At 42.2% G+C, this 27,000-nt stretch carries 13 protein-coding genes; 3 read left to right on the forward strand and 10 right to left on the reverse strand.

Going from position 1 to position 27,000, the window contains the following annotated elements; translation table 11 throughout:
* Nucleotides 1-105: 105 nt before the first annotated feature.
* Together BLW31_RS03460 and BLW31_RS03465 are read right to left on the reverse strand one after the other, a co-directional pair.
* Nucleotides 106-2,958: a glycoside hydrolase family 2 TIM barrel-domain containing protein gene (locus tag BLW31_RS03460; RefSeq protein WP_010537938.1), complete on the reverse strand. Its 2,853-nt coding sequence runs from the start codon at nt 2,956-2,958 to the stop codon at nt 106-108.
* A 51-nt stretch (nt 2,959-3,009) separates the two neighbouring features.
* Complete coding sequence (locus BLW31_RS03465; RefSeq protein WP_010537937.1) at nt 3,010-6,249, reverse strand: glycoside hydrolase family 2 TIM barrel-domain containing protein; 3,240 nt, start codon at nt 6,247-6,249, stop codon at nt 3,010-3,012.
* Nucleotides 6,250-6,399: 150 nt separating this feature from the next.
* Here BLW31_RS03465 and BLW31_RS03470 point away from each other — a divergent pair, with 150 nt between their 5' ends.
* On the forward strand, nt 6,400-7,914 hold the full coding sequence (locus BLW31_RS03470; RefSeq protein ID WP_010537936.1) for a TlpA disulfide reductase family protein: 1,515 nt from the start codon (nt 6,400-6,402) through the stop codon (nt 7,912-7,914).
* A 341-nt stretch (nt 7,915-8,255) separates the two neighbouring features.
* On the forward strand, nt 8,256-9,755 hold the full coding sequence (locus BLW31_RS03475; RefSeq protein ID WP_010537935.1) for a sensor histidine kinase: 1,500 nt from the start codon (nt 8,256-8,258) through the stop codon (nt 9,753-9,755).
* Here BLW31_RS03475 and BLW31_RS03480 read toward each other — a convergent pair.
* The 3 genes from BLW31_RS03480 to BLW31_RS03490 form a co-directional block, all read right to left on the reverse strand.
* Complete coding sequence (locus BLW31_RS03480) at nt 9,752-10,594, reverse strand: AraC family transcriptional regulator (protein WP_010537934.1); 843 nt, start codon at nt 10,592-10,594, stop codon at nt 9,752-9,754. The genes BLW31_RS03475 and BLW31_RS03480 overlap by 4 nt on opposite strands.
* A gap of 199 nt (nt 10,595-10,793) precedes the next feature.
* Nucleotides 10,794-15,065: a beta-d-glucuronidase/beta-L-arabinofuranosidase gene (locus BLW31_RS03485; RefSeq protein WP_010537933.1), complete on the reverse strand. Its 4,272-nt coding sequence runs from the start codon at nt 15,063-15,065 to the stop codon at nt 10,794-10,796.
* Between the two features lie 151 nt (nt 15,066-15,216).
* Nucleotides 15,217-17,916: an alpha-d-galacturonidase gene (locus tag BLW31_RS03490; RefSeq protein ID WP_029425541.1), complete on the reverse strand. Its 2,700-nt coding sequence runs from the start codon at nt 17,914-17,916 to the stop codon at nt 15,217-15,219.
* A gap of 230 nt (nt 17,917-18,146) precedes the next feature.
* Here BLW31_RS03490 and BLW31_RS03495 point away from each other — a divergent pair, with 230 nt between their 5' ends.
* On the forward strand, nt 18,147-18,680 hold the full coding sequence (locus tag BLW31_RS03495) for a GNAT family N-acetyltransferase (protein ID WP_029425540.1): 534 nt from the start codon (nt 18,147-18,149) through the stop codon (nt 18,678-18,680).
* On the opposite strand, the gene BLW31_RS03500 is transcribed toward BLW31_RS03495, so the two are convergent.
* The 5 genes from BLW31_RS03500 to BLW31_RS03520 form a co-directional block, all read right to left on the reverse strand.
* Complete coding sequence (locus BLW31_RS03500; protein WP_010537930.1) at nt 18,662-20,872, reverse strand: alpha-L-rhamnosidase-related protein; 2,211 nt, start codon at nt 20,870-20,872, stop codon at nt 18,662-18,664. The two genes, BLW31_RS03495 and BLW31_RS03500, sit on opposite strands and share 19 nt — an antisense overlap.
* Nucleotides 20,873-20,908: 36 nt before the next feature.
* Nucleotides 20,909-22,738: a right-handed parallel beta-helix repeat-containing protein gene (locus tag BLW31_RS03505; protein ID WP_029425539.1), complete on the reverse strand. Its 1,830-nt coding sequence runs from the start codon at nt 22,736-22,738 to the stop codon at nt 20,909-20,911.
* 4 nt (nt 22,739-22,742) lie between these two features.
* The gene (locus BLW31_RS03510; protein WP_010537928.1) at nt 22,743-24,839 is read right to left on the reverse strand and encodes an aceric acid hydrolase; all 2,097 of its coding nucleotides are present in this window, start codon (nt 24,837-24,839) and stop codon (nt 22,743-22,745) included.
* A 137-nt stretch (nt 24,840-24,976) separates the two neighbouring features.
* On the reverse strand, nt 24,977-25,711 hold the full coding sequence (locus BLW31_RS03515) for a DUF5131 family protein (protein ID WP_022302048.1): 735 nt from the start codon (nt 25,709-25,711) through the stop codon (nt 24,977-24,979).
* Between the two features lie 546 nt (nt 25,712-26,257).
* Nucleotides 26,258-26,986, reverse strand: coding sequence for a nitroreductase family protein (locus BLW31_RS03520; protein ID WP_010537926.1), 729 nt, complete (start codon nt 26,984-26,986; stop codon nt 26,258-26,260).
* Between the last annotated feature and the right edge of the window lie 14 nt (nt 26,987-27,000).

Below are 27,000 nucleotides of genomic sequence, written 5' to 3' on the forward strand. Positions count from 1 at the left end.
GATACAAAAACTTTGGGTAATAACAAAGCCCGGGCTTGTGAAAGTCTGGGCTTTGTGCATAAAAAAAGGTTGTGCCAGCGTTTTGACACAACCTCTTTATTTCATTTATTCCATAAACCGGAAAATGATTCGACCGGTCTGCGGACCATTTACCCATTTGGGTTGTGAAGAAGGACCGCACAGATCTGTGGAATTTACTTTATTACGTACAGGAGGAATCACATCCAAGACAGAGATTCCACTTTCAGGAAGCGTATAAAGTAATCGGTCACGACCGTCACGCGGCTGATATACTCCGATATAGGAATCCGGAGTCTCATTGGTCAGACTGATAGTACCTTCTTTTGTACGGATATTCATCCAGGAGACGCTGTCGAAATATCCTTTGAATTCAGGATAGGTAAATGTTTCACCCGGAATAGGATCGTTGTAGTCATTTTCCCATACGTCGTATTGCGTACCATGAATACGGTTTTGCCATACACGGTATGGTCCTGCTCCCAGCCATCGTTTGCTGATGACCTGATCCTCGGGATAGTCGAAGCAGATTCCTATTAAATCTACCACACCGGAGAAATTGTACGTATAATCCAATGCCGCCTCTCCATTGGGATTGATTGTCCATTGTGCTTTATCAAGATTCCCCAATTTATAATTTGCAGTAACAATCAGGTTTCCTCCGTCTTCTTTTACCTCTAGTTTGGTAAATACTGCGGCATCAGGGAATTCACTATAAGTACGGTCTTTTTCTTTTGCCTTTTCGTCATCGTGATTGTAAAATTGATCCAAAGAACGGTCCGCACGACGGGCACCAATGAAACGAGGTCCATTGGCAAAGCTGATCTTATGATTGTTCACTGATACACCTTTTAGTTGGCCATCTCTCTTTGAGAAAATGAAAGTATGATTCTTCGCTTTCACAGTCAGCTCATTTTCCGTTTCTGAATATGTTGCTTTACCAGATAGAGGAGAAAACACTTCGTTCGTCTGATTCAATTTATCTACAGGGAAAGTCCAGCGCCATAGCTCATGACCGTATTTGTCAATCGCTGTAAGGAAAAGGGCATCAGCATTCGGAAGAATGGTTGTTTTAATATCCAGTATCCCTGTTGAATGAGCTGCCACATCACTTCCTTGTACCTCTCCTTCTTTCAGAACTTGAGTGGTTGTATTAGAAGTATCTGTTGCAGTAGGAAACTTCACCTGTTTCCAGAGGAAGCGACAAGTATTCAGGTTCAGGTAATCATAGCGGTTTTCTACAGAGAATTTACCGTCAAACTGCTTGTCAATAGAAGTATTCATAATTTGTACCGGACTCCATAACTGCTTGATTGTATAGAAACTACCCTCTTTTTCATGATGTGGCCCTACAATGCCATCAGCACCGAAGTTCCCTTGATTATCAATGAAACCATCCATATCGACACGTTTCACTCCCTCATCTGCCAGTACCCAAAGGAATCCACCGATGCAGCGGGGATGTTTGCGCATCATTTCCCAATAGTCGTACAATCCGGCACCGTGACCACCATCGTACAAACCATGGAGGAATTCTGTCGGCATGAAGATTTCCGGCAAACGCATGTAATTCTGACTTTCACCGTAAGAACGATAGTGCATGGTTTCAAAACCGGAAAAATTACCTTGCGGGTGAATCACCGGACGTTTTTGCGGGTCGTATTTATGAAATTCCCCATCGAGTTCGGTATTCCATCCTTTTTCATTACCGTTGCTCCACCAAATAATAGACGGATGGTTAACATCCCGCTCTATCATTCCTTCAATCAGTCGTACTCCGGTCGGGGTATCATATTTGCCATGCCAGCCACCTAATTCATCCATCACATAAAGTCCCAGAGAATCACATGCTTCCAGAAACTCCGGATCGGCAGGATAATGACTCAGGCGAACAGAATTCATATTCATGTCTTTCATCAAAAGAACATCTTCGATATTCTTTGCTTTACTTAGCGTACGGCCACTTTCCGGACGGAAACTATGACGATTGACACCCCGTACATTGATGCGTACTCCATTTATATATAGTCCGTCACTTTCGCGTACTTCAATAGTGCGAAAACCAAATTTTTCAGTTTCATTGTGCAACACTTTGCCATTCTTATCAAGCAGGGAGAACTGAGCTTTATAAAGATTGGGAGTTTCCGCTGTCCACAAAGCCGGATTTGGAACATTTAATTGTAACGATGTCCAATCCCCTCCTGCCTTCACCGGTACAGTCGTTTCTACCAGTTTCTTATCTTTATTATCCAGAATCTGGGCACGGATACTCATTCCATCATTGGATATATTTGTGTAACAATTGGCACGGAAGGTTCCATCCATTTGCGCATCAATTGCGATATGTCGCAAATTAATGGCAGGTTTCACTTCCAGGAATACCGGGCGGAAGATACCACCAAAATTCCAGTAATCGGCACGACGTTCGGCAAGATTCACACTGGCATTTTCGCTTTCTTTAGACACTGTTACTTCCAAGAGGTTCTTTTTTCCGTATTTAAGGAAATCAGTGACATTGTATGAAAAACGATAGAAAGCTCCCTGATGTTTCGAACCAACCTTCCGTCCGTTTACTTTGACTTCGGTATCTGTCATTGAAGCCTCGAATACAAGATTCACCTGTTGCCCGCGAAACTTCTCGGGAACTTCGAACTCATATTTATACATTCCTTTCTCATCAGCAACGCCTTCGGGAAATGCTTTGCCATAAAAGGTGATTCCATACTGATAGGTACCAAAGCCTTGCAACTCCCAACAAGATGGTACACCGATCTTTGTCCATTTGCCTGAATTACGTCCGTCAGTACAGAAGAAGTCCCATTCTACCATATCATCACATCCGTGACCGGAAAGGTATTGTCGTTCCGTTTGCGGAAGATTTTGAGCAGCCAGCGTAGTTGCCAATGCTAAAGTCGATAATAAAGTGGTTACTTTTCTCATTATTACTTTTATTATTGTGTTAGTTACTATTTATTTGTATCAAATCTTATTTTACAGTTTGCTTATGCGTACATGCAGTGTATGTTCTTTTTTCTCAATAGCATACTTTTTCAGCACGCCTGGTCCACAACTGCTATTCCCTAATCCAAGTACAGCAGCATCCATACTGAGAATGACCTCGGGACGTGGCTTTAAATCGCAGTCGTGTGTTTCTTTATATAAATCCTGTGCGGTATAATGCAAAGCGGATGCAGAGAATACATTTTCTACAGCGTCTACACGAATACCTTTATTATGTTTATCTGTCAACGTAAGAAACTGCACTTCTTCCTTATTTCCACTATCCTGTGGGCGAGGATAATGTACATACTGTTCTGCTACTGTTCTCTTCCAAAGCCCTATTGCAGCAGATGTCTTTCGATCGGGATAATTATCTTGCGGTCCTCTTCCATACCATGTAAACGTATTACAAGCCGGAGACAGGCAAAATGCAAGTCCTAGACGAGGCAATTCCGGGAGCACTCCTTGTGGTAAGAAAGTAGTTTTCAGATCAATGGTTCCATCAGAGGAAATTGTATAAACTGATGTCGTTGTTACTCTCCCCTCCTTATATAAATTAGTTGTCCGTATCCTGACTATAATTGCTCCATCTGCACGTTCTTCATGATTGAAAGACTCCAGGTTAATCCGGGGATTATCCATTGTATGCAATTTCCAGTCTTTTGCCAACCAGTTTCCAAAACTCTTATCATTATCTGTCGGAGCACGAAAGACTTGTGTGACTGGCTGAACCGGAAAATCATCTGAATGAGCCAACATCTCTTTTTCATTATATATAAGAGAGGTCATACTTCCGGTTACTCCCTTTTCCCACTGAACAGAAAAACTTCGTCCGTTAATCAATAGAGTTTTATCATCCTCATTTATTTGCAGTGTTCCTTTATTGACTACATCAGCAGATAACAAATCCCCTTTCTGCAAGCAAAACTGTTCCCAAGTTACCTCGTGTCCTGCTTTCGCCCAAAGAGCATCAGATTTCAAAACGATGCTTACTTTTAGTTGACAATCGGAACGTGTCTTCATTAAGTTCCTAGGGAAAACGGGTAAAGCGACCGCTTCGCTCTTTCCGGGAGCTATTTCCGGTAATGCGATTTCTCCCTGTTCCTTCTGTTTGCCATCTATCGACAGTGTCCACAAGCAACGATATTGAGACAAATCTATATGATGATTCCTGTTTGTAATGATCAATTGCCCATTGTTGACTGCCAACTGAACCGGAGCATATACCTTCTTTACTTCCCAATATTTCGGAGTCGTTTCACGGTCACTCATCAATAAGCCATTAAAACAGAAAGCTTTCAGATTCGGTTTATCACCGAAGTCTCCACCATACGCCACCATGATACGTCCATCTGACAATTCCTTATAAATACCTTGATCTACCCAATCCCAGATGAAACCGCCCAACATGCGTGGATTACTATATATTTCATCCCAATATTCTTTGAAGTTTCCCAATGCATTACCCATCGAATGTGCATATTCGCTTGTCATTACCGGACGGTCATCATTAGTACGTTCCGCTATTTCCAACAGCCGTTCCCAGCGTGCATTTTCCGCACGCTCCTTGTCTTCTCCTTCTGCAATGCCGGGATTCAAATATTCTTGTTTCACACGAGTATAAAAACGGCTGATTACATCGACCGTCTTCGGGTCAGGCTCACCATCCACTTCTTGTGCGCCCTCATAATGTACAGGGCGTGTAGGGTCAAAATCGTGTAGCCATGCAGAAATGGCCGCAAAGTTGGGGCCGTAACCGCTTTCATTTCCCATACTCCACATCACGATACTCGGATAATTCTTATCACGTTCTGCCATGCGGACTGCACGATCCATAAATGCAGCATGCCAATCGGGTGTACTAGCCAGTGTTCCGCGTAGACCGTGCTCTTCAATATCCGCTTCATCCATCACATACAGCCCTAAACTGTCACAAAGTTCATACCAACGGCTCACATTGGGATAATGGCTGGTTCGGACAGCGTTGATGTTCGCCTGTTTCATTAAAAGTATATCCTGAAGCATTCTTTCTTCACTCATAACACGTGCTGTCCTCGGATCGTGTTCATGACGGTTTACACCTCTAAAGCGGACCGGATTACCATTAATCAGTAGCTGTCCTTTTTTAATTTCCACAGAACGGAAACCTACTGACTGTTCTGTCTGCTCTATCACTTTTCCTTCCGGATTTAACAAAGCCAAGTGTAACTTGTAGAGATAAGGGGTTTCTGCCGTCCATCTCTCCGGGGATTTTATAACAGTTGACAAACGTCCCATCTTACGTGGCCCACGCTGCGGATACCATTCATTCATCCGGCTGGCTTTATGTTCTAAATCCAATATGTCTTCAACCTCTCCCTGTAACGTTACAATTACTTTTCCGGTCGCGTCTTTCAACATACCTTGTATTGTATATCCTTTTCCGGTCATACCTCCGTATATATTAAATTGAGGATCAATCTGCAAAATAAAGTCTTTATACTCACCGGCAGATGCAGGAAGAGTACGTATAGCATAATCACGGATGCGAATATCAGGTGTATGTATCAGATGAATGCTACGATGAATACCACCAAAACGCCAGAAGTCCTGATCTTCAAGGTATGATCCGTCACTATATCGGTAAACTTCCAGCGCAATCTGATTCTCACCAGTCTTCAAATAACTGGTAATATTAAATTCACTAGGCTCCATACTTCCCTGACTATATCCCACCCGTTCGCCATTTATCCATACATAAAAAGCACTCATCACTCCTTCAAAGCGCAGAAAAGTCTGTCCGTCTGCTTCCCATCCGACAGGCAAAACGAATGTACGCCGATACTGTCCGACCGGATTTCGTTCTTTATAAGTGGTATAGTCAGCCTTTGGCTCTCCCATCACTCGCGGAGGATCTATTTTGAATGGGTAACCTGCAGATACGTAAATAGGTGTACCATATCCATTCACTTCCCAATTAGCAGGGACAGGAAAATCTTTCCAGCTTTTATCATTGAAGTTTGCCTGATAGAAATCTATGATTCTTTCATCAGGCACAGGAGTCCAACGGAACTTCCAGATTCCATCCAGAGACATAGAACAATCTCCTTTCTGCGTGGAAAAAGGAATAAAAGCAGCTCGTGCCGGTTCACGATTGATCTGGAGAACATGATGATTCTCCCAGTCATGCGTTGTTTGTGCCTGCATCGGGCAAGCAATCAATGCGCCAAGCAGTAAAGTATATATTCTCATTCGTTCTTTTTTCTTCATATCAAGTAGACGGACGAAAGGGCATTTTGTACCCCTTTCTTTTACAGAAATATTAAAGAATAATAAAAGAAGAAACACTCTATGATGAAAAGCTCTACCTTGTGACTTATAACTAATTCTAATATTTTTATTATGAAAAAACTACTATTCAGCAGCCTCCTTTTATTAAGTAGTCTCGCTTCGCAAGCACAAAATGAGTATACAATTGAAGGCGATGTAAAAGGAGTGAAAGATGGAACTCTGGTTTCTTTGTTTTTAACGGATGGACGTGTAGGAAGTGTCGTTGCTTCGGACACAATACGGAATGGAACGTTCTTTTTCAAGCGAAATGCAGGAGAAAGTGGTATGGATCAATTGTCACTTATGTGTAACCGTGAAGCGGATTTTCCTCCGATGTCTCTGGAGATTTATGCAACTCCCAACGCCAAAATAAAAGTAACAGGTACAAACACTTTGATTTACACATGGAAAGTAGAGAGTCCGGTGAAAGAACAGCAAGAGTATAATCGATTTATCGAAAACTCACGTGACTTATGGGACGAATTCCAACGCCTGGCTATCAATATGCGTTCTGCTCCGGAAGCCGAACGAAAAGCAATACGGGCAAAATCGGACAGCATATCGGCTATTATTGATAAACGGGAAGTGAAGCTGATGCAGGAACTCCCTATTTCCAATATTTGGATGGATAAGTTATTTGGTTTAAGCATGTCTGTAAAGTACAATCCTAAGTTTACTGATAAAGAAGAAATACTGGCTTTGTATAACAGATTGAACGAAGAACAGAAAGCTTCCATAACAGGACAAGAAATAACAGTCAATCTTTTCCCTCCAAAGACAGTAAAAGAAGGAGATGAAATGGCAGATTCCGATCTTTTCGATCTGGACGGAAATGTTCACCATTTAGCTGACTTTAAGGGGAAATTCATACTTCTTGATTTTTGGAGTAGCGGTTGCGGACCTTGTATCATGGCTCTGCCCGAAATGAGAGAGATTCATGAACAATATAAAGACCGACTCACTATTGTCAGTTTGAGCTCGGATACCAAGAGCCGATGGAAGGCTGCTTCTGCACAACATGAGATGACTTGGCAAAACCTAAGCGACCTGAAACAGAATGCCGGGCTGTCTGCGGTATATGATGTCAATGGTATTCCCAATTATGTTCTCATTTCTCCGGAAGGAAAAATCATGAAAATGTGGTCGGGATATGGTAAGGGTAGCCTAAAACTTAAAATGCGCAGATATCTGGATGTACCCAAACGCGAGATGAGTATAACTCAAGGGACCAATGACAAGATTGTTAATCATCCGGTTACAGAATCAACCAATACTGATATTCTTGAAGTGAAACAAGTAGAACTAACTGATACGGCCACAATCATCCACTTCTATGCGTACTATATACCTAAATACTGGATACAAGTAAGCACAAATGCCCAGTTGACAGATGAAAAAGGGGGATCATACACTCTAAAGAAGGCCGATGGGCTTACTCCCGGTGAACATTTCTTTTTGCCCGAAAGCGGAGAAGCCGAGTTCTCACTCACATTCGAGCCACTGCCTTTCGATACAAAACGATTCAACTTCACGGAAGGTACGTCTGAAAAAGACTGGCAAATAAATGGCATAAAACTCACTAAATAATAAATAGAAAGAGGAAGACGGATGGTTTTCCTCTTTTTTATTCCTTCACAGTAAACTTACTTATAAAGCCAAAATCATTTCAAAACAGAATTGCCTTTTTATAAGTTCTCATTCTGCCATTCTTTTGTATGATTCAATATATGAATAATCGTCTAATTAATATTGGAGCATTGAATATTAAAATATGAATATCATATTAACATTAAATATGTTGCAATTCTAAATAGCTCCGTAAGTAGTCCCAAAAAGTCCTGTAAATATGGCATTATATTCTAAGAAATAGCTTTCTTTGTTATGAACATATACGTCATCCTATATATTTGCATTAAAAACCAAAAGAAATGGAAGAGAACAAACAAACGCTCTATTATGATGAATTACTAAGTATTTTACCCGATGGAGTTATCATATTTGATGTTGGTGGAGAAGTCATTCAACTTAATCAGCAGGCTCTAACAGAGCTTCATGTTCACCCATCAGTCAATGAGATACTTCCTCTTCCTGCCAATCATTTATTTAAACTGCTAAACAAGAAGGAAGATATACTCTCGACTATTCTGCAAAAGATTTGTCAAGGAGAAAAAACTTATTCATTGCCTGAACATACTTTTATGCAAGAACAGGTTGATTATACCCAATTTCCTATCAGAGGGGAATTTGCAACAATTAGGGAGGAAGGTAAATTAAAAAAGATCTTATTCTTTTTCCGCAATATTACAGTAGAACTAACACAAGAGTATATCTTGAATACCGCTTTACAAAGAACTAGAATATATCCCTGGTATTACGATATAAGCCGAAGTGAATTTACCCTTGACGATCGTTATTTTGAGCATTTAGGTATTCCGGCAGGAGAAAACAATACTTTGACAATGGAGGAATATGTGAATATGATTCATCCGGACGACCGACAAACCATGACCGATGCCTTTGTTGTGCAACTTAGCGGCAATACAACTTTTGATAAAACCGTACCATTCCGTTTGCGCCGCGGAGACGGCACTTGGGAATGGTTTGAGGGTCAATCCACTTATATTGCAAACATCTCCGGACATCCCTATCGATTAGTGGGAATCTGTCTGAGTATCCAAGAATATAAAGACATAGAAAACACTTTGATAGAGGCCCGTAAGAAAGCAGAAGAAAGTGACCGCCTTAAAATGGCTTTTTTAGCAAATATGAGCCATGAGATTCGTACACCATTGAATGCAATAGTAGGCTTCTCTGATGTAATCGGTTCCAGTTATGATGGATTAAGTGAGGAAGAACGTGCCGATTTTGTGAGGTTAATCAGCGTCAACAGCGAACACTTACTAAGGCTGATTGATGACATACTTGATTTATCCAAGATTGAATCAGATACTATTAAATTTACTTTCACAGATTGTTCTCTAAAGTCTCTAATGATAGATATAGAGAAAGAACAGGCTGTGAAATCTACATCTGAAATCGATATTAGAGCAATATTGCCCGATGAAGATGTCTATATCAACACAGATGCTACACGTCTGAAACAAGTAGTATGTAATTTCATTAATAATGCCCGCAAGTTTACAGAAAAAGGATATATTCATTTCGGTTATACTGTTGATTCTATCCATGCAGACTCAGTTCATGTATTTGTGGAAGATACTGGTTCGGGGATTCCGCAGGAATGCCAAAAAGAAATATTCGACCGTTTCTATAAGGTAGATACATTTAAGCAGGGAACCGGTTTGGGGCTTTCTATCTGCAAAACGATTGCCGAACATCTGCAAGGAGAAATTTCCGTTGAATCAGAAGTTGGGAAAGGCAGCTGTTTTAGTGTTACCCTGCCATTCAAAAGGCAAGCAGAAGATTAGTGGCCTCTATATTTTTGTGGAGTGACACCGGTATGCTGCTTAAAAAACTTATTGAAGAAAGAGATGTTATTGAATCCCAGGGACAAAGCTATGTTTTTCACAGGCTCATTGCTTGACTTTAAACGGGACTTGGCATCCATCAGGATAACAGAAGCAATTATTTCTAACGGAGTATTCCCCGCTGCCTTCTTGATTGTTGAACAAAAATGAGGCAGAGTAAGTCCTAAGTGACTGGCATAAAAAGAGGTACCATGATGAACAGTATAATACCTCATAACCAGTTGTATGAATTCCTGATATATCTCATATTTTCTTGATTGAGATGATATATACCATTTATTCTGCAATTTGTAAATTTCGGTCGCTCCTTCTACAAACATGGTGAGAACAGCTTTTACAATCTCTTTGTTAGCCAATGTTCTGGCCGAAGTGTATGCAAGAATCGATGATTCATAAAACAGTTTATAGCTATTGGCTTGCAGCGGAGATAATTTGATAACCGGATTTTGCATGATTATCGGAAGCAGATGTTGGGTGGACTTCATCAAATTAATATTTTCTATAAACTGAAAAGAGAAGCCTGCGTAATAAATATGAATATCAGACGAAAACTCATGAATTTCCATAAAATAATTAGGTGGTAAGGTAATTAAATCGTTTTCGACAATATTATAGTGATTCCCATTAATCGTTGCTTGTATTGTCCCTTTCGTACAAAGAATAAAGAAACCGGCCTCTATTTTACAATGAACATTTTTATACCCTAGCAAGTTTTCCCCGAATCCTTCTCCCACTTTATAATCAACCGTTAAATTGTACCTTGGTATATCGCTTTCCATTGTCTATCTTGTTTTTAATTTCAAATATAGAGATTATTTAAAATCCACATTCAGGATAATTAAAATTCGAGCATCGAATCTTAAAAAAATAACATTTATATTCTATTTATAAGAAAAGGACAAAATAAGAAACGGGATACAGAAAGCTATATAAAACGTCTTTGCATCCCGTTACTTTTAGTGTTGTAATTTGGTGGAATTACTGAATATCCAACGCATCAAATGCCAAACCATCCATATTCTCTGCTGAAAGCAGTACCTTATAATGTCCGGCATTAATAAATGTACCGGTGGTGGTACTCATCATCTTCCATTTGTCCGGTGTTTTGGGGAAGGTAAGTACATCCTCTTTCAATACCACTCCTTTTGAATCAATGAACTTCATTAATACAGGCATCGGTTTTTCGGTAGTATTCATATATTTAAAACGAAGTGCATAGACTTGTGCCAATCCTGTAGAAACATTCCATTCAATACTGTTACCTTTTCCTTTACCAAAGAAAACACCCATCTGTTTGCGGTGTTCTTTCTTCTGGAATTTTCCTTTCAGTACAGCAGCTTCCGCTTCGTAAGCTATGCTGACACGAGCATTTTTGTCTTCGGGAAGCAATTCTTTCGGAGTTTTCTCCATCACTTCTTTACTTGCCTTCTCCCAATTCCAGTCTGATGCGGGAAATAGAGTCGGTTTCGAATCCGAATTGGCAGAAGCAATAGCAATACCCGAAATCAAAGCCTGCCCCGCTTTCACTTCCGGAAAATGTATTTTCAATAATCCGCCTTTTACAATAGCGTATACTACTTTTTTACAAGCTCCATCGTGACCACTTTCAGCCCAAATGTCAAGATCATCCAATACCACAGAGTCATTCACTGCAACATCAAAAATGCGCAATCCTTCACAATCGGCAGAAGCACTGCCTCCTGTTCCATGCCAAGGTTCTGTGAAGTAAAATTCGATTCGATACATTCCATCAGCTACCGGGAAATTGTATTCCAGTTGATGGCGGCCAAAACGGAAATACTGAAACAATTTCCAGTCACGACTTCCCCGAATCGGATCATTCGTAGTGCGCTGACTTGCAAGGTATGGATTCAACTCGTTGAAGCTTGCTGCCCATGAACGGGAGTAATTGGTATTATCCTGCATCCATAACTGACCAAAACTATCTGTAAAATCATCTCCCCCACAGTTGATGCGATACAGGTAATTATATCCGTCCTCACCTTTCAATAGAGGTTTTGTGTCCTGATACAATATCCCGAAATGAGGAGCTTGTTCCAGACCGTTGAGTACAAGAATGTCTTCGGCAACAGCTTTTCCTTTATAATATCCTACAGCACGAAGTACATTATAACGAATATCCCGATTCTCCCACATAAAGTGAGTACCTGTGCCATTATTCTTTTTACGTCCCAGATAAGTCACTTTTTCATTGGACATATCATTATAAAGCAATACAGAATCACAATTGCTGTATGCTTCGATCGTAGCCCGACGGCGTCCTTTCTCAAAACGGTCCGCCCAAGTATGTGATACCAGATATACCATCGGGTCCTTAGCTGCCGAAACATAGTTGGCACGATACATATAATATACGTCCAATGGTTCTTCCCACGGAGTCACCAGTCCTTTATAGTTGAACGGGCCTACCTTATCTATTTTCCGGTATGCCTCATCCGGCTGACGACGTCCGGGATTGTCATGACTGCTGAAAATCCATTGAAACTGTCCGCAAACACTGTCTTTGACCTGTTCCGCCAGACGAATCTTTGTTTCCATCAACCGGCACATACGGCTCTCACTCCATACACCATTTGCGTCGAATTCCGCAGGTTCCGTATGCAGATCAATGCTTCTCCAGGCACCATATTCTCCATTCAGTAACTGGTTCTTCTGCGAAAGTTCCTTTCCATACTTCGTAACATCTCCTCCATATGTACCGCTCCAATTCTGAATTACATTCCAGTCAGTCCCTTCACCTCCGTTGCAAGTGGTAATGATACGCATTGTACGTGCTGTGGGGTCCATTTCACGAATGATTTCACTACACTCCTGTGCAAATTCACGAGGCAATGTACTCTCATTCTGTAATCCCCATATCACTACTGACGGAGAATTACGACGTTCCTTCACCCATTGACGAAGCAGCTTTTTAAAATTCTCACGAAACTCCGGAGTATCATACCACACGTGGGCAGAAAGCTGTGTCCAGAACAAGACTCCTTCTTCATCCCAATATTTCTGATAATCGAGATGATGTGGCTGGTGGGCATCACGAAAGGCATTAAAACCTGCCGCACGTATTTGCTTCACTCTTGCAGCTACCTGTTCTTTACTGAATGCATGACTCTGTCCGAACTGATGTTCATACTCGCATACGCCATTGATAAAGACAGGCTTTTCATTCAGGTAAAAGCGACCATCTCCATCATTTCTCTTCACCGGCCAACTGATCGTACGGATACCGAACGGAGTTGAAATCTCATCCGTTGTTTTAGTATCACGCTTAATCATACTTGCCAGTTTATAAAGATATGGATTCTCCGTATCCCATAAAACAGGATTTTCTACAGGAGCCTGTTGGCGAATTACCTTCATTTCTCCCGGAGCCAATGTCACTTTCTCTACCAGACGGAATACTTGTTTTCCATCCTCATTACTCAATTTATTAACTACCTCTATCGTTTCCTCGGTCTTACCATAGTTCTTCACCTCTGTTTCTACAAATATATTAGCCGCCTTTTCATCATTCCAGATGTGTACTCCGAAAGGTTCAATACGAATCTCATCTGTTACCTCCAGCACTACCGGACGGAATATTCCTAACGGCTGAGAGCCTTCACTAAATCCCCACTCTGACGAACATCCACCACATACCCACGGCATATCGGCTATCATTTCCGGATGCTCCGCTTTTACTTCCAGACGATTTGTTCCTTGTTTCAGTGCATCGGTCACGTCCAATGTCAACGTAGTACGCCCTACCGGATGACGTCCGAAGTCATGTCCGTTCACTTTAATAGTAGCATACGTACCCACTCCTTCAAAACGCAGGAAATACCTTTTTAATTGACTATTGACAGTTGACAATTGACAATTATCGAGAGAGAAGTCTTTTACGTACATGGCTGTTCCGTGTAGGTTGCCATGAGTTAGTTGGCGATAACCGTAATAGTCATCCCAGTTATGGGGGATTCGACAATCGATAACTGATGATTGACGGTTGGTAATCGGTGATTGGTGATTATCCTTTGAATGGTCTTTTGAATTGTCGATTGTTAATTGTGAATTGTCAATTAACCAAGTTTTCCAGCCTTCATTCAGTTCAGTGATCATCCGACGGTTCTTTGTTTCAGGTTTCGGGAAGCGGACTGCGGAACGTCCCATCGGTTGGCTCGTGGCAACAGCGATACCACGCTGTTCGGCATTATTCACTGCACAATAAAAATGATAAACTACTCCATCGTGTTTGATTACATAACTTTTATGTGCAAACAATTCGTCATAATTCTTAGACGGGATAATCAAATCAGCCCCATGCCAGTCTGTCCAGTTGACCAGATCATAACTTGCAGCAAACGTATTAAAAGCTTTATACTTGCGCGAGGGTTCAAAAGCAGAGAAATAAAACATCACATACACGTCGCCCATTTTCTGAATGTGAGCATCTCCGGTGATCGTTCCGTCCGCTTCGTGCGCAAAGACCGGATTGCCGGGATAGCGTTTCCATGTTTTCATATCCTTGGAGAGTGCGATACCTACCCGTTCTCCTTTTAAGTCCGTTTCCGGATGGCGCCCTCCCGCATTGTAGAACATCACAAACGGAGCCCCTAAGGTTTTGTCTTTATCCCAGTAAACAGTACTTTTATATTGGGTCAGCTTTTCCCACCACTGTGCCTCTTTATCATGAATGCTTAAAATAGGTTTGTCTAAAGACTCCCATTCGTGAGCCGTGGAAATATCTCCTTTGGTAGATGCCAGTCCGACAAAGAGTGGTGCTTTTACGGCTTCATACCCTGTACCTTCGCCACCGATGTAAGTCATCCAGTGACGACCTTTATAAGTCTGGAGCTGGTAGCTTCCTCCCCATTCCATATCCGGCAGCGCAGGAAATCCGCCACGCTGATTACAGTCCCATTTTCCGTCCCGATAGGAAAGTACGCGTCCAAGAGTATGCCATTCAAGCAGATTATCACTTTCTGCTATCCAGGTTTCGTATCCACGGCCATCCGTTCCGGTCTTGCCATTATAAACGACGTACGTCATCAGCCACTTGTCTCCCTGACGGAATACTGTGGGACAATCAATCTTATGATAATTGTCGGTCGGGGCAACGGCAAGTCCGTACTTATAGGGCGTCTTTACCTCCTCATAAATCTGCTCCATCCGTTCCTGCGTAACTTCTTCACGTTGCGCATGCAGAGTGCATACAGTAACTATACTAAATAATGTCAGTAATAACTTCTTCATTATACTTTTATCTATCATCTTTATCTAAGTTGTGACCATTAGTTTCATTGCTCGAAACAAAAGGTTTCAAGGCATGAAACTAATGGTTTCACACCGAGAAACAAACAGTTTCATTGCTTGAAACTAAATATGGACTTACAACAAGTGCTCATTAGTAAAACAACCAATCCATTGTTTCTTCGTCTCCGGCTAATCCGGCATTACGAGTTTTCATTTCCGCAGCTGTAAATCCAAGGACCTGAAGATAGCCTTTAGGCAACATCAACGTATGTTTTCCAGCCGGGAAGCTATATGCATGTACATTTGCCAACGGCATTCCACTAATATGAATGGCATTTGTCAATACCGGTTCAGCCTGACCGTAATCGTTAGCAGAAGCATCAATCTCCAGTTTGGGAGCCTTTGCATACTTCTTCTGATCGTCTTTGAAATAAGCAACCAGCAGTTTGACCGGATCATTCGTTTCAAAAGTAATGCTTGTCCCTTTCTCCCGTTGTTCATTTCCATTGAAGCGGAATGCCTTCATTCCTTTCAGTTCGGGAGCAATCGCTTCTATTTTACCCGAAAGGTCTGTGAATAAAGAGGTTCCTTCATCCAGTTTAACTGTCGGATAATTCGATATTAAGTTCACATTCGCAGGAGTCCAGGCTGCAATCTCTACCGTTTCAGTCACGGCATTGCCATTCTGCTTTTCTTTCAGCATGGTAAGGTTCGCTTTAAAGTTCTCCAATTCTTTTTCGTAGTGTACCAGCAGTTCTTTCCATGTCTTATTATGACCATCATCTCCGCCGATAGGAATACGGCGTTGGGCTGTCTGCATACTGTTGGCGTATAAATAATGCTCGTCGGTCAGTTCCACTAACTTGCGATAGTGTTCCAGACTTTGTTCCATCAGAGGAATGGCTTCTTCCAGCTTCTTAATGTCTTTTCCCCACTGATAGTCTAATACCAGTTTCGCAGCTTTCACTTTCAGATTAAACGCATAGGCAAACTCACGGTAACAGTGCATATCATTCTGCAAACGTGCAAATTCGGCTTTATTGGAAGAGATGGAAGTGGCTGCTTTATCGATCGCTGCTATTGCCTTGTCACCGTGTTCTATCACCTGAGCAACAATATCCAGAGGCATTTCACCTACATGAGGCTCATTCTTCCATTCTTTCTCTACAAATTCGATCAACTTCTCCCCTTCCGGTCCGCAACTTTCATAAAATCCCGGATAGATCGTATATTTGTACGGATTGACAAGCTGGCTCATAAACATACCCAGTAACAATGTCTGACGGTTTCCCTCCGTAATGCCGAAACGGCGCAATAACTTCGGAGCAATCTCTCCGCTTTCTTCATAAGCAATGCGAATATTGCCCGCATTCTCATCAGATGTTCCGTAGAACTTACCTAGCTGATGATTCCAGTAACCAATCTCATCTGTACGGTCACGACGGCAGTTCCATGCATAGCGTCCCCACGTCTGATACCAAATCCAGTCACGGTCCAGTTGAAATTCCCGTTCACCGTTCGGCAACTTGTCGGCTGTATAAGGCCAGTCCCAGTATGAAGCCTGTGGGTAAAGGTGCAACGCATTGGCACCATGTACATTATGCATCGCTTGTACCGCCTTTTGTACGAAGTCCGGAGAACCCCAGCGGAACGGTTCCAGGTTCGCCAGAATATGTACGTTGCTGATATGAATGGAGCCTAAAGAACTCAGATCCGTATGAATCTTCGACCATGGACCACGGGGTTCATAAGTTGTTAATGATTCACCATTATATTTATGCATCGTATAGAGATTCTTGTATATCGGCAATGCGGCATCCATTACCAGTTTGCAGTCCGTATCGTGTGCACGCAGCAAAAGAGGCGGTTCGTCGGTACGCCCCAAAGCCTGTAATCCGTCTTTTACACCCGGAATAATGGTCTCGGTAAACCATTCCACATCGTCTTCCACTGTGCACATGGCTTCACCCAGACAAACCAACAGTCCCACATTCGGATATTTCTCTATAAATGCGGCAATACTTTTGCGGGTATAATCTGCAATCAAAGGGGTAATCGGGCGGTTACGGTCTTGTGTTTTCAGTCCATAATGCTCTGCAAATGGTTTAGAGAGGATAATATTATAAAACATCTGTATCACAAAGATACCACGCTTATCCGCTTCTTCTGTTAGAAAAGAAAACATCTCCTCATTTTTCTTGAACGTCTCTTCGTCTACTTCCAAGGCAAACGGATAATCTTCCAGTTTGACCAATGATGCAAACGGATGACCGTTCCAGAGATACAGGGAATTCATGCGGTTGGCAACCAGCATGTCAAGGTATTTAATCCATTGTTCCTTGTCATAAAACCAAGGAAAACTTTCCGGAGTATACGGATATTCATACACACCGTGTCCCGGCAGATAAGTCATCTTCTGCAAACCGACACAAGCGCCACGAAGTACCATTTCCGGGGCATCTTTCAGATCTTCCGGAAAGTTGAGTTTGCCGTCGGAATCGTTCACACAATCTATCAGTTCACGACATCCGTAGATAACGCCGCTTCCGTCCCTACCACTTACCTTTGTCAGATTACCGGTAGTTGTAATATGAAAACCTTCTTTCTTTAGCGTTGTATCGTTTACTTCTGTCAGCAATATGGTCTTTATTTCCGGATCGGAGAATGTGGTATCCCCTTGTTGCATCATTACCTGATAACCGGCTTTATCCAAGGTAGTCTGTAACTGTTCCGCACTGAACTGGACACGGTTTGATGCATCCGGCGGAGTCATTATTTTCACGGTTTGCTTACCACATGCAGCTAAGAAAAGTGTGCACGCCGCAAACATGAACAATTTGGTATTTTTCATTCTTCTGATATAAATTGTGTAATTTGATCTTTCTATACTATAAGAAGACGAAGCAACTCCCTGTTTGTACTCATTATAATAAGATCAGGAGGCATGTATTAAGGTCTTTATTTATGTCAGTCATATTTATAAAACAGAGAATGATTTCATAAAATCCCGGTTTAGTAATATAAAATCTAAACTTTTTAAATTCAAAAGTATATCTTTGTACCCCATTTATCATTATCATTATGCAGATTTACATAGAAACACCCCGATTGATTCTCCGCGATTGGAAAGAGGAAGACATTGCAGCTTTTGCCCGCATGAATGCTGATCCTCATGTGATGGAATTTTTTCTCAACCCACTGACTCCCGAAGAATCATTGGCCTTTTATCATCGTATCCAAAATGAGTTCCAAACTTGCGGCTTTGGTTTGTACGCTGTAGAGCGTAAAGAAGATCATGCTTTTATAGGCTATACGGGATTTCATCAGATTACATTTAACGTGGACTTTGCTCCGGGTGTAGAAATCGGTTGGCGGCTGGCACATGAGTATTGGGGACATGGTTATGCTCCTGAAGCGGCATTGGCATGTTTGGAGTATGCCCGCAAATACTTAGATATCCAAACAATCTTTTCGTTTACTTCCCTCCCCAATCTGCGTTCGGAGCGGGTAATGCAGAAAATAGGAATGGAGCGGATGAAAGAGTTTAACCATCCGCTTGTTCCTCAGGGACATGCACTTTGCAGACATGTAGTATATCATATCGAGTTAAAATAGCTTATCACTCTTTCTTCTGGTGAATCAATCCAAAGACGCCAGGTATTTTCCGATACCTTTTCCATCTTGCCAATAGTTGTTTTCGGTTGGCGGCGACTCCGGATTGTCAGATATCCCTTGCCTTCCGTTGCTTTTACTTTGATTGTTTTGCTATCCATATAGACTTGGATATCACCATTCGGAGTAGGAACAGTGCCTTCCATCCATTTCAATCCTCCCAATGCCGGAGCAATGCTAAATTCTTTATAACCTTCTTTTACCGGTTTCACTCCCAGATAATATTTACCCAGCAAATAAATAGGGCTAGCTCCCCAAGCGTGACACAAGCTCTTTCCATAAGGGCGCCCGTACATTGCAAGATGTTGTGTTCCGCTTTCTTCCGGATTATACTTCTCCCAAAAAGAAGTAGCCCCTTCTTTCAGCATACCTCCCCAGTAAGCTTTCATTTCTTTCATCACAGCATCCTGTTCGCCCAGAGCACAGAGGGCTTCCAGTTCATAGAAACGCATATAAGGAGTGGTAATCTTCAGGATACTGTCGTTTAAAAGGACAGAATGCTTGATTGCCTGTTGCTTCTTATCATCCAGATATTGGAAAAAGACAGAGAACATATTAGCGTAACGAGTGACTGCATCACTCTGTCTGCCATTGACACTATTATGTACAAATGCCTGTTTCTGTGTATTCCAGAAAGTCGGTTTCAGTTTAGCCTTCAATGCGGAAGCCAGTTTATCGTATTTCTGTTTTCCGTCTGAATCTCCGATTAAGTCGGCGCATAAAGCCATTGTTTCCAGACTCCTGCAGAAGAGTATTTGCTCAAAAGATAATTCTCCTTTTTTATCCAGATAACCATCTGCCCAGTCCACAAATACCCAATCGCCGGACAATCCTTCTACCATTCCATTTTTATTCGTTCGTCCCAATACATAGTCCATCATCGTCTGCATGCGCAGATATAACTGATTAACGAAGTGTCGGTCACCGCTATACATGTAATAATCATAAACGCTCAGAAACCAATAGAAAGTATAGTCCATAATGGTGTTGCTATGGCTGGTCACCGGATCTTTGCCGCGAAGCAGCCAGATAGTGCGTTTCACTGATTCATTATCGAAGAAAAGATAGTAGTTCATCAGATAGCTTTGGATGGCGTCACCACTCCATACCCAACGGTCACGTTTGATTCCATCGATAAAGAATTCACGGGTAGTAAGATGCATGGTATATGCACTCACTTCCCATATACGATTCAGTTCCTCGTCATTGCAACGGAAACTGCCGCGATATTCTTCAGGAAGATACTCGTATTGCATGGATACTTCTCCTATCTGTACTCCGGGCTCATGAGTGATATAAACATAACGGAAAGCTTTACTATTTTCCAATGTATATTCATTAGCCGAATCGTTTAAAGGAGAGGTACTACGGATGGCAAGATCAGTTACTTGCCCCGATTCTACGAACAGCTTGTCCAGTGTTTCACAAAACTCTTTATCCTTTGCTTCTTCCGGGCTTTCACCATAAAATATAGCAATATGCCCCTTCCCGGAAAGATTCTTCAAAGTGATATATCCAAAAGTCTCTTTGCCAAAGTCATAAAGAGTTCCCCCCTCCGGTTGCTCTGTCTTAGAGATAGCTTGATGAGGTTCGCGAAGCAAAGTGAATTGAGAAGGGCGCTGAGTGGCACCATCAAAATTCCAGCATCCGGCATCCATGTAAACGGTAGCAGAGGTATCGCTGGCTTTACCGCTCTCATCAATCCATTCCTTATCTTCATAGGTCACACGCCAGGAGGAATCAGAATTTACAGTCTTCCCTTTTACATAAATGGTGGGCGGAGTAGCCTGATTCCAGACTTTGATGTTCAGACTATGCTTTCCGGCAGGAAGAGTCATCGTTTCCGGCATACCGAATTGAAGTTTTCCGTCGAGTTTGACATTGTACTTTCCTTCGGCAGCTATGAAAATCTCTTCCGGTTCCGAAAGATTCAGTTGCTTGCTGAATTCAACGACTACATAGTGACTATCCGTTTTCCAGAAGGGAGGAAAAAAGGCACCACGCTCTGTACGCCGGTTGTTCATCTGGTTGCCCAACCAGATTTCGTAGTCACCGGGATACCATATCCAGGTTTGGGCAAAAGTGCTACTTGCCAAAGACAATGCACCCAATAAGATTATCCATCTATTTTTCATTTTTCTTTCTATTCCTAACAGATTCTTATATTTCTTCTAATTATTCCGTAAATCCCTGTATTCCGCCTTCAGGCCTGCACGCTCACGAATAACAGTATCTACTTTCGGACCATTATTTTCCCATACATTGCCGGGACCATTGGCATTTTGAAGGTACTTCTCTCCTTCCGTCCAATTATCACGGACTGTGATGAAAGAAGAACCCTCATCCGTATAAAGATAAAACCAATGGTTAGGATCGTGCACATAACCGGGTGTATAGATGCTATGAACACAATTCTCAGTTACATAACTTTTGGGTTGGGAACCAAGTGTATATATTCCTGCCACATCATACATATGTTTGGCATAATGATGGATCAGATTCGCATGAACTCTGTTATTTCGCATACAATTCACCGTCTGCGTCCATCCCCACCCGAGGCTGATACCGCTATACGGCACTTCACAGATCTCATTATGTTCCACATTGATATCGCTGACATATCCCGCAGCGATGGCAAGGCATCCCCAATCTTCATTGCCAATTTCAGTAAAATAGCAATTATCGATCTGTTGATGTGTACATACTTCCCGACGGTCGGCAGGATCATAAGGTAAATGCGTTTCGTGAGCAGCCGGAGAAAAGCTACCGACCAGCAATCCATTTCCGGCAATGTCACGGAAAAGACATCCACGAATCACCCCGCCATGTGTAGCTTGCTCATAATCCAATCCGGTAGAGCCCAAATGTTCAAAACTGCAACGTTCGAAATCAATCTGATTGGCAGCAACCACCCGGACAGCCGCAGCCGGTCGTCCCAACCATCCCTGGTTATCCAACGGATGATTCAAATAATTCCGCTGCATCTTCGGTTCGATGCGGTAACCGTCTGTGAGATACATCCCTGTCTGGAGAGGAACATGACCTTTTTCGGAAGGACGCATCCAGGTAGTATAAGAGAAAGTGATGTTTTCAAAGCGAATATTCGAAACCGGACGATCCAACGTTCCTGCTATCTGCACCAATGTCTCAACGGCAGGGACTATCACCTCCGTATCAGCAGATTGCATCTTCTCTCCTGTTCGCGGATAATAATAGACTTTACGGCTTTCTATATCGTGGTACCATTCTCCGGGCACATCCAACAATTCACGTGCATTGACCAGATAGAAAGCGGAATTATGTCCGTCCGTCGTAACCATTGGACGGGGCCAGGGATGTTCAAACTGTATCCGGCTCTCCGGTTGATGAAAACATATGGCAGCACTGTCCCCCTGTATTTCGATAGAACTAATGCGAAGATTTGCCACGCACCACATCTGATGAAGAACCATTTCGGCATATTTGGCTTGTAAAATGCCTTTCCCGTCTGTCAGTTTACGTATTGCACTGGCAGGGACATAAAGAATCTCATTCTTCTCGTCCACACTACAAATACGGTTCATCTTCTCGAAATCTTCTACATCACGGGCACGGACAGCTTTCTTTCCGTTCACCCACATCTGCCGGAAATCTAACGGACGTCCGTTAAATGTCGGAACATCCGCTACCCAAAACTTACCCTGTTTTTTCCAGCCATTGATACGGACACCTCCACTCAACACAACTTTTTCACCGGTAGCGGAACGAATTACCGTAGGAGAATCCTCTGTTCCGCTATCTTCCGGACGAATAAAAACAGGTTCATGAAATGTATATGTACCACCTTCTATATAAATATTGATCCCTCCCTGAGCACGTTCATCACCGGTTCGCCGCCATTCACGTGCCTGTCGCAAAGCTGATGTCAGGGTCACTTTCGGAGAAACCCAGATATCGCCGGCCATAAGAGTAGAACTCATGGCTAGTAATACCCCCATTATTATCACATTCTTTCTAATCATATTTTTATCTTGCTAGTGGCATCCAAACAGTCATTTCCCCTTTTCCCCTGTTCCCCCATGCATAATAAGGAATCAAACGGATATCCACAGTTTTCCCGGCACGGGCGACCGGTCGGTAAAGTACTCCTTCCCATGACTCTTCTGATGTCAGGCGGGCTTTTCCTTCAAGCGCTACTATCGGACTACCTTCAATCGTAATCTTCCTGGGAGTCAGTTGTATATCTGAGGGAATCAGTATATTGTCTATCTTCTCTCCGTTCGCAATATCCATACTTTCCAGACAATATACCAACGGACCACGTTTCACGACCACCTGATTACGGATTTCCTCTGCTAAAGGATGAGCTTCAAGCAAACGGACAGGCATGTCCATTGTCAACTCCGCCATATCTCCTTTTTTCCATATACGGTTCACTTCCGCGTATGTATTTGCTTTTGCAGCAATCTGCACCGGCTCGCCATTTACTGTCAATGTAGCCTTTTCGCACCACTCCGGTATACGGAAGAAAAGAGAGAAAGCTCCGGCTTTACGAGGCAGTTTATTCAATCTCACGCGTACATTACCATCCCAGGGATAATCCGTTTCTTGTGTCAAGACAATCTCACCTTTATCCTTCCAGTGGATTGTCAATGTATTTGCGCCATACAAGTTGCAATAGATACCTTCATCATTTAATGTATAAGCATAATTCTGTGCCTGACAAAGAGTACGCAATGTATTCGGAGGACAACAGAAACAGCTAATGTATTCTGTCCGTTCTTTCGGCCAACGAAGTGTATAAGGCAGATCGGCGCTAATACGGAGGGGATTCGTATAGAAATATCTCTTTCCGTCCAGACTGATGCCACTCAATACACTATTATAAAGACAAGTCTCTACCAGTTCTGCATATTTTGCATCTCCGGTTACTTCCAACATACGCCAGTTGAAAAGCATATTACCAATATTAGCACATGTTTCATTATGTGCCGTGCTGTTTGGCAACTGATAGGGACGACCGTAACTTTGGTGCACTTTCTGTATACTATCCGGTTCATAGCAGGTACCATCAGGAGAAGTTCCGTCATAGAGGGCTCCGCAGGCTCCGGTCACATACATTTTCCGAGTGACAATGTCATTCCAGATGCTAGTCAGGTTTTTCATCAACTGTTGTTCTCCTGTCTCGGCATATACATCTGTTACGCCTGCATAAAGATAATTGGCACGTACGGCATGTCCCATTGCACGATACTGATCACGGAAAGGGATACGGTCCTGATTATCGTCCGTACCGTTCTCTACCATACCGCGAATATTAATCAGATTCTTCGAAAGTTCCAGATAACGGGGATTTTTTGTGGCACGATACATCTCAACCACTCCCATATAGTGTGAAGGGCAAATAGCATTGCGTGCTAATTCAGCAGAAGCTGTCTCATAGAAGTGGCAAAGGAAATCCGTAGCTTTCACTGCTGCATCGAAAAGAGTCGTTTTTCCGGTAGCACGACGGTGGACGATACCTGCCATCATCAAATGCCCCAGATTATAAGTTTCAAAATTCAATCGATTGGCAAAAGCTCCTTTCTCATCCTCTGCACCTACCTTCGTACCAATCACAGTCTGTTGCTGAGAATCTGCCAGCGTATGACTGTCGATCCCTTTGTTTAGTTCTTCTATAACAACCGGTGTATGTATATAACCGTCTGCACGTTGGGCTTTTACGACGCAAGCAATAAAGTTATCCATTAACTTGTCCAGTTCCGGATCTTTATTGACTGCATACACAGAAGCAACCCCTTCCATCCACTTATACATGTCTCCATCATGAAATGGAGGTCCCCAATGTTCTCCTTTGCATACACCGGCAGCAATCTCAAAATTACGGAAACCATGAGAAACTTCCGGCGTATTCCAGGTATTCCACATGCTCTGCAGGGAAGTCCCGCTAAATACATTAAAACGTTCTCCCCAAAATCCATTGGTCCAATGTACGGCATTTATTCCGGTGTTCGCCATTTTGGCATAACGGCTTTGACTCATGTCCGTCAATCCATTGCTTTGTGCAAATACTCCCGTGACGGAGGCGGAAGCTAGAAGAAATAACAGCTTTATCTGTTTCATTTAATATGAATATTTTTAAAATTTACACACTATCTCTTTAAAGAGAGACGTGATTATTCATATTTTGTACTCAATAAAACAAAAAACGAAGGCTGTCCGGCAACCTTCGTATTCCTTTATTTATATATGTTTTTCCGTTATTTCTTAGGAGTATAATTCAGTTCCGCTTTCCTCGCCTGCGAATGTTGGAACTGTCGGGCAACTTTATATTCATGTCCGTCTTTCAACAAATAACTTCCCGTCTGTTTAAACCAAAAACCGACATTCGCTTCCACACATTGGCGGCGAATGTCCAATATCCAATCATAATTGCATACGCGAGCTTCTTTCCCGGACTCTCCTCCGGCTACTACCTGCTCTACCCATCCTTCCAACTCTCCTCTGAAATCAATCGAACTAAGAAGAGGTTCACAGATAATAATTTTATGTTTAATAGGACTTTCTCTATAAATAGGCAGGCGATAATCTACTCTGTCCTGATTCTCCATGGTACAACAAATCGTCACATTGTCATACCCATCTCCCCAGTCCGGTGGCAAACACTGCTGCAGTCTCTCTATCCGCTTCGTTATGAACATAAAGTGAAGGTCCTGCCGTATCCGCATCATTTCCCATGCTTCAGCACGCCATCTATCTGCATCTTCAATAAGAAAATCGGAAGTAAAGCAGGTATATACCAAGTTCCCTGAAGGTATTTTATATTCTCCATTCTTTTTCTTCTGCAAAGGCAAACCGAACTTTTCTGTCTTTGTCACAACCGAACTGTCTTTTCCATATTTGCCATCTGTGCGATATACGTAGCAATGGCGACAGCCCTCACTCCATTTGTGACAGCCATGCCATAAGTTCCACATCGACGCTTTCTCACCCATCTTCTTTTTTTCTTCAAATGTATGCTTTCTTCGTTTCATAGGCAAATTTTCAGCCCATATCCGACAATTAGGTGGTATAAATTAATAGTGCATCTTCTTTCTCGCTTGAAAAAAGATGCACCAAACACAAACAAAACAAACAATAGAGCTACCTTCACAGGCGGCCGGTCCGAAAGGACCAATACTTTTGATAGTGAAATCTCACTTCACAAATATCCGTATATTTGGGGACTAGCCAAACTCCATTCATGACGGATACAAACAATAAATGTTTCGAAAGGTGACTAATACTATGACTCTAAGCAAGTTTTGTTGCGGAATATAGCAAATGAAGCCCACAGTGAACATTATTTTGTGTTATTTGTACAATTACGAAAAAATAAATTTCATTTATTAAAATTCAATTAAATCAAGCTGACAAGCATATTCGCCTCTATACTCGGGCAGATTATAAAACAAAAAACGGAGGTATGCCAAAACGTATCTCCGCAGATCTGATTATTTAATAAAGACCGTTTAGTATTATCCTCCGTCTGTTGAACTAATTTAAATTCTACGATAAACCTTCTCAAACGGCACTCTGCAGCGTTCCCCCCAAATACCTTTATTTCCATTTCGTATTCCGCAAGAAACCACCATATTTATTTCGGCACCATGAGGTAACTTAAGCAACCTTTTAAGCCTCCGGCTATCCAAGCCTTCCAAAGGGCAGGTATCATATCCTTCATTTGCCATAGCAATCATAAATGTCTGGGCAGCAAGTGCACAGGATTTATGTACTACCACACGCACATCACCTTCGGATACTTCGAGCATCATAGGACGGAAAATGCTGATAATATTAGCTAACAACATTCTGAAAAGTCCTAAAAGACCACAGAAACGGGCATAGACAAACGGCATCAGTATCCCGTAATATAGTTTTCTGTCTTTAATACGTTTTTCCTGCCTGTCTTCAGGACTATTCCGCCGGATATTTCCTGTCTCAAAATCAAGGACGAACTTCGCCCGTTTCCGATACAAGTCACGACGTGTCACGAAAACAACAATCTGCGAAGCCGTAGAAGTTGCTTTCTGATCAAGGCAAGCTCTTGAAACTTTTGCCATTAATTCGGGCTGTGTGATGTGATAAAACTCCCACAGTTGCATATCCGAACTATTAGGAGCCAGAGTTGCCAGTTCCAGACAATGTTTCACTCTCTCTGTATCTATTTTCTTTTCTTTATCATACACTCGTACAGAGCGACGGTAATTTAAAACTTCATCTAAGTTCATATACTGATTGGCTT

Source organism: Bacteroides faecis MAJ27 (assembly GCF_900106755.1).
GTDB lineage: Bacteria > Bacteroidota > Bacteroidia > Bacteroidales > Bacteroidaceae > Bacteroides > Bacteroides faecis.

Coding starts and splice junctions, on each gene's coding strand:
- BLW31_RS03495 (WP_029425540.1), top strand. CDS start 18,147: ATGCAGATTTACATAGAAACACCCCGATTGATTCTCCGCGATTGGAAA.
- BLW31_RS03500 (WP_010537930.1), bottom strand. CDS start 20,872: ATGAAAAATAGATGGATAATCTTATTGGGTGCATTGTCTTTGGCAAGT.
- BLW31_RS03475 (WP_010537935.1), top strand. CDS start 8,256: ATGGAAGAGAACAAACAAACGCTCTATTATGATGAATTACTAAGTATT.
- BLW31_RS03485 (WP_010537933.1), bottom strand. CDS start 15,065: ATGAAGAAGTTATTACTGACATTATTTAGTATAGTTACTGTATGCACT.
- BLW31_RS03480 (WP_010537934.1), bottom strand. CDS start 10,594: ATGGAAAGCGATATACCAAGGTACAATTTAACGGTTGATTATAAAGTG.
- BLW31_RS03460 (WP_010537938.1), bottom strand. CDS start 2,958: ATGAGAAAAGTAACCACTTTATTATCGACTTTAGCATTGGCAACTACG.
- BLW31_RS03490 (WP_029425541.1), bottom strand. CDS start 17,916: ATGAAAAATACCAAATTGTTCATGTTTGCGGCGTGCACACTTTTCTTA.
- BLW31_RS03470 (WP_010537936.1), top strand. CDS start 6,400: ATGAAAAAACTACTATTCAGCAGCCTCCTTTTATTAAGTAGTCTCGCT.
- BLW31_RS03505 (WP_029425539.1), bottom strand. CDS start 22,738: ATGATTAGAAAGAATGTGATAATAATGGGGGTATTACTAGCCATGAGT.
- BLW31_RS03510 (WP_010537928.1), bottom strand. CDS start 24,839: ATGAAACAGATAAAGCTGTTATTTCTTCTAGCTTCCGCCTCCGTCACG.
- BLW31_RS03520 (WP_010537926.1), bottom strand. CDS start 26,986: ATGAACTTAGATGAAGTTTTAAATTACCGTCGCTCTGTACGAGTGTAT.
- BLW31_RS03465 (WP_010537937.1), bottom strand. CDS start 6,249: ATGAGAATATATACTTTACTGCTTGGCGCATTGATTGCTTGCCCGATG.
- BLW31_RS03515 (WP_022302048.1), bottom strand. CDS start 25,711: ATGGGTGAGAAAGCGTCGATGTGGAACTTATGGCATGGCTGTCACAAA.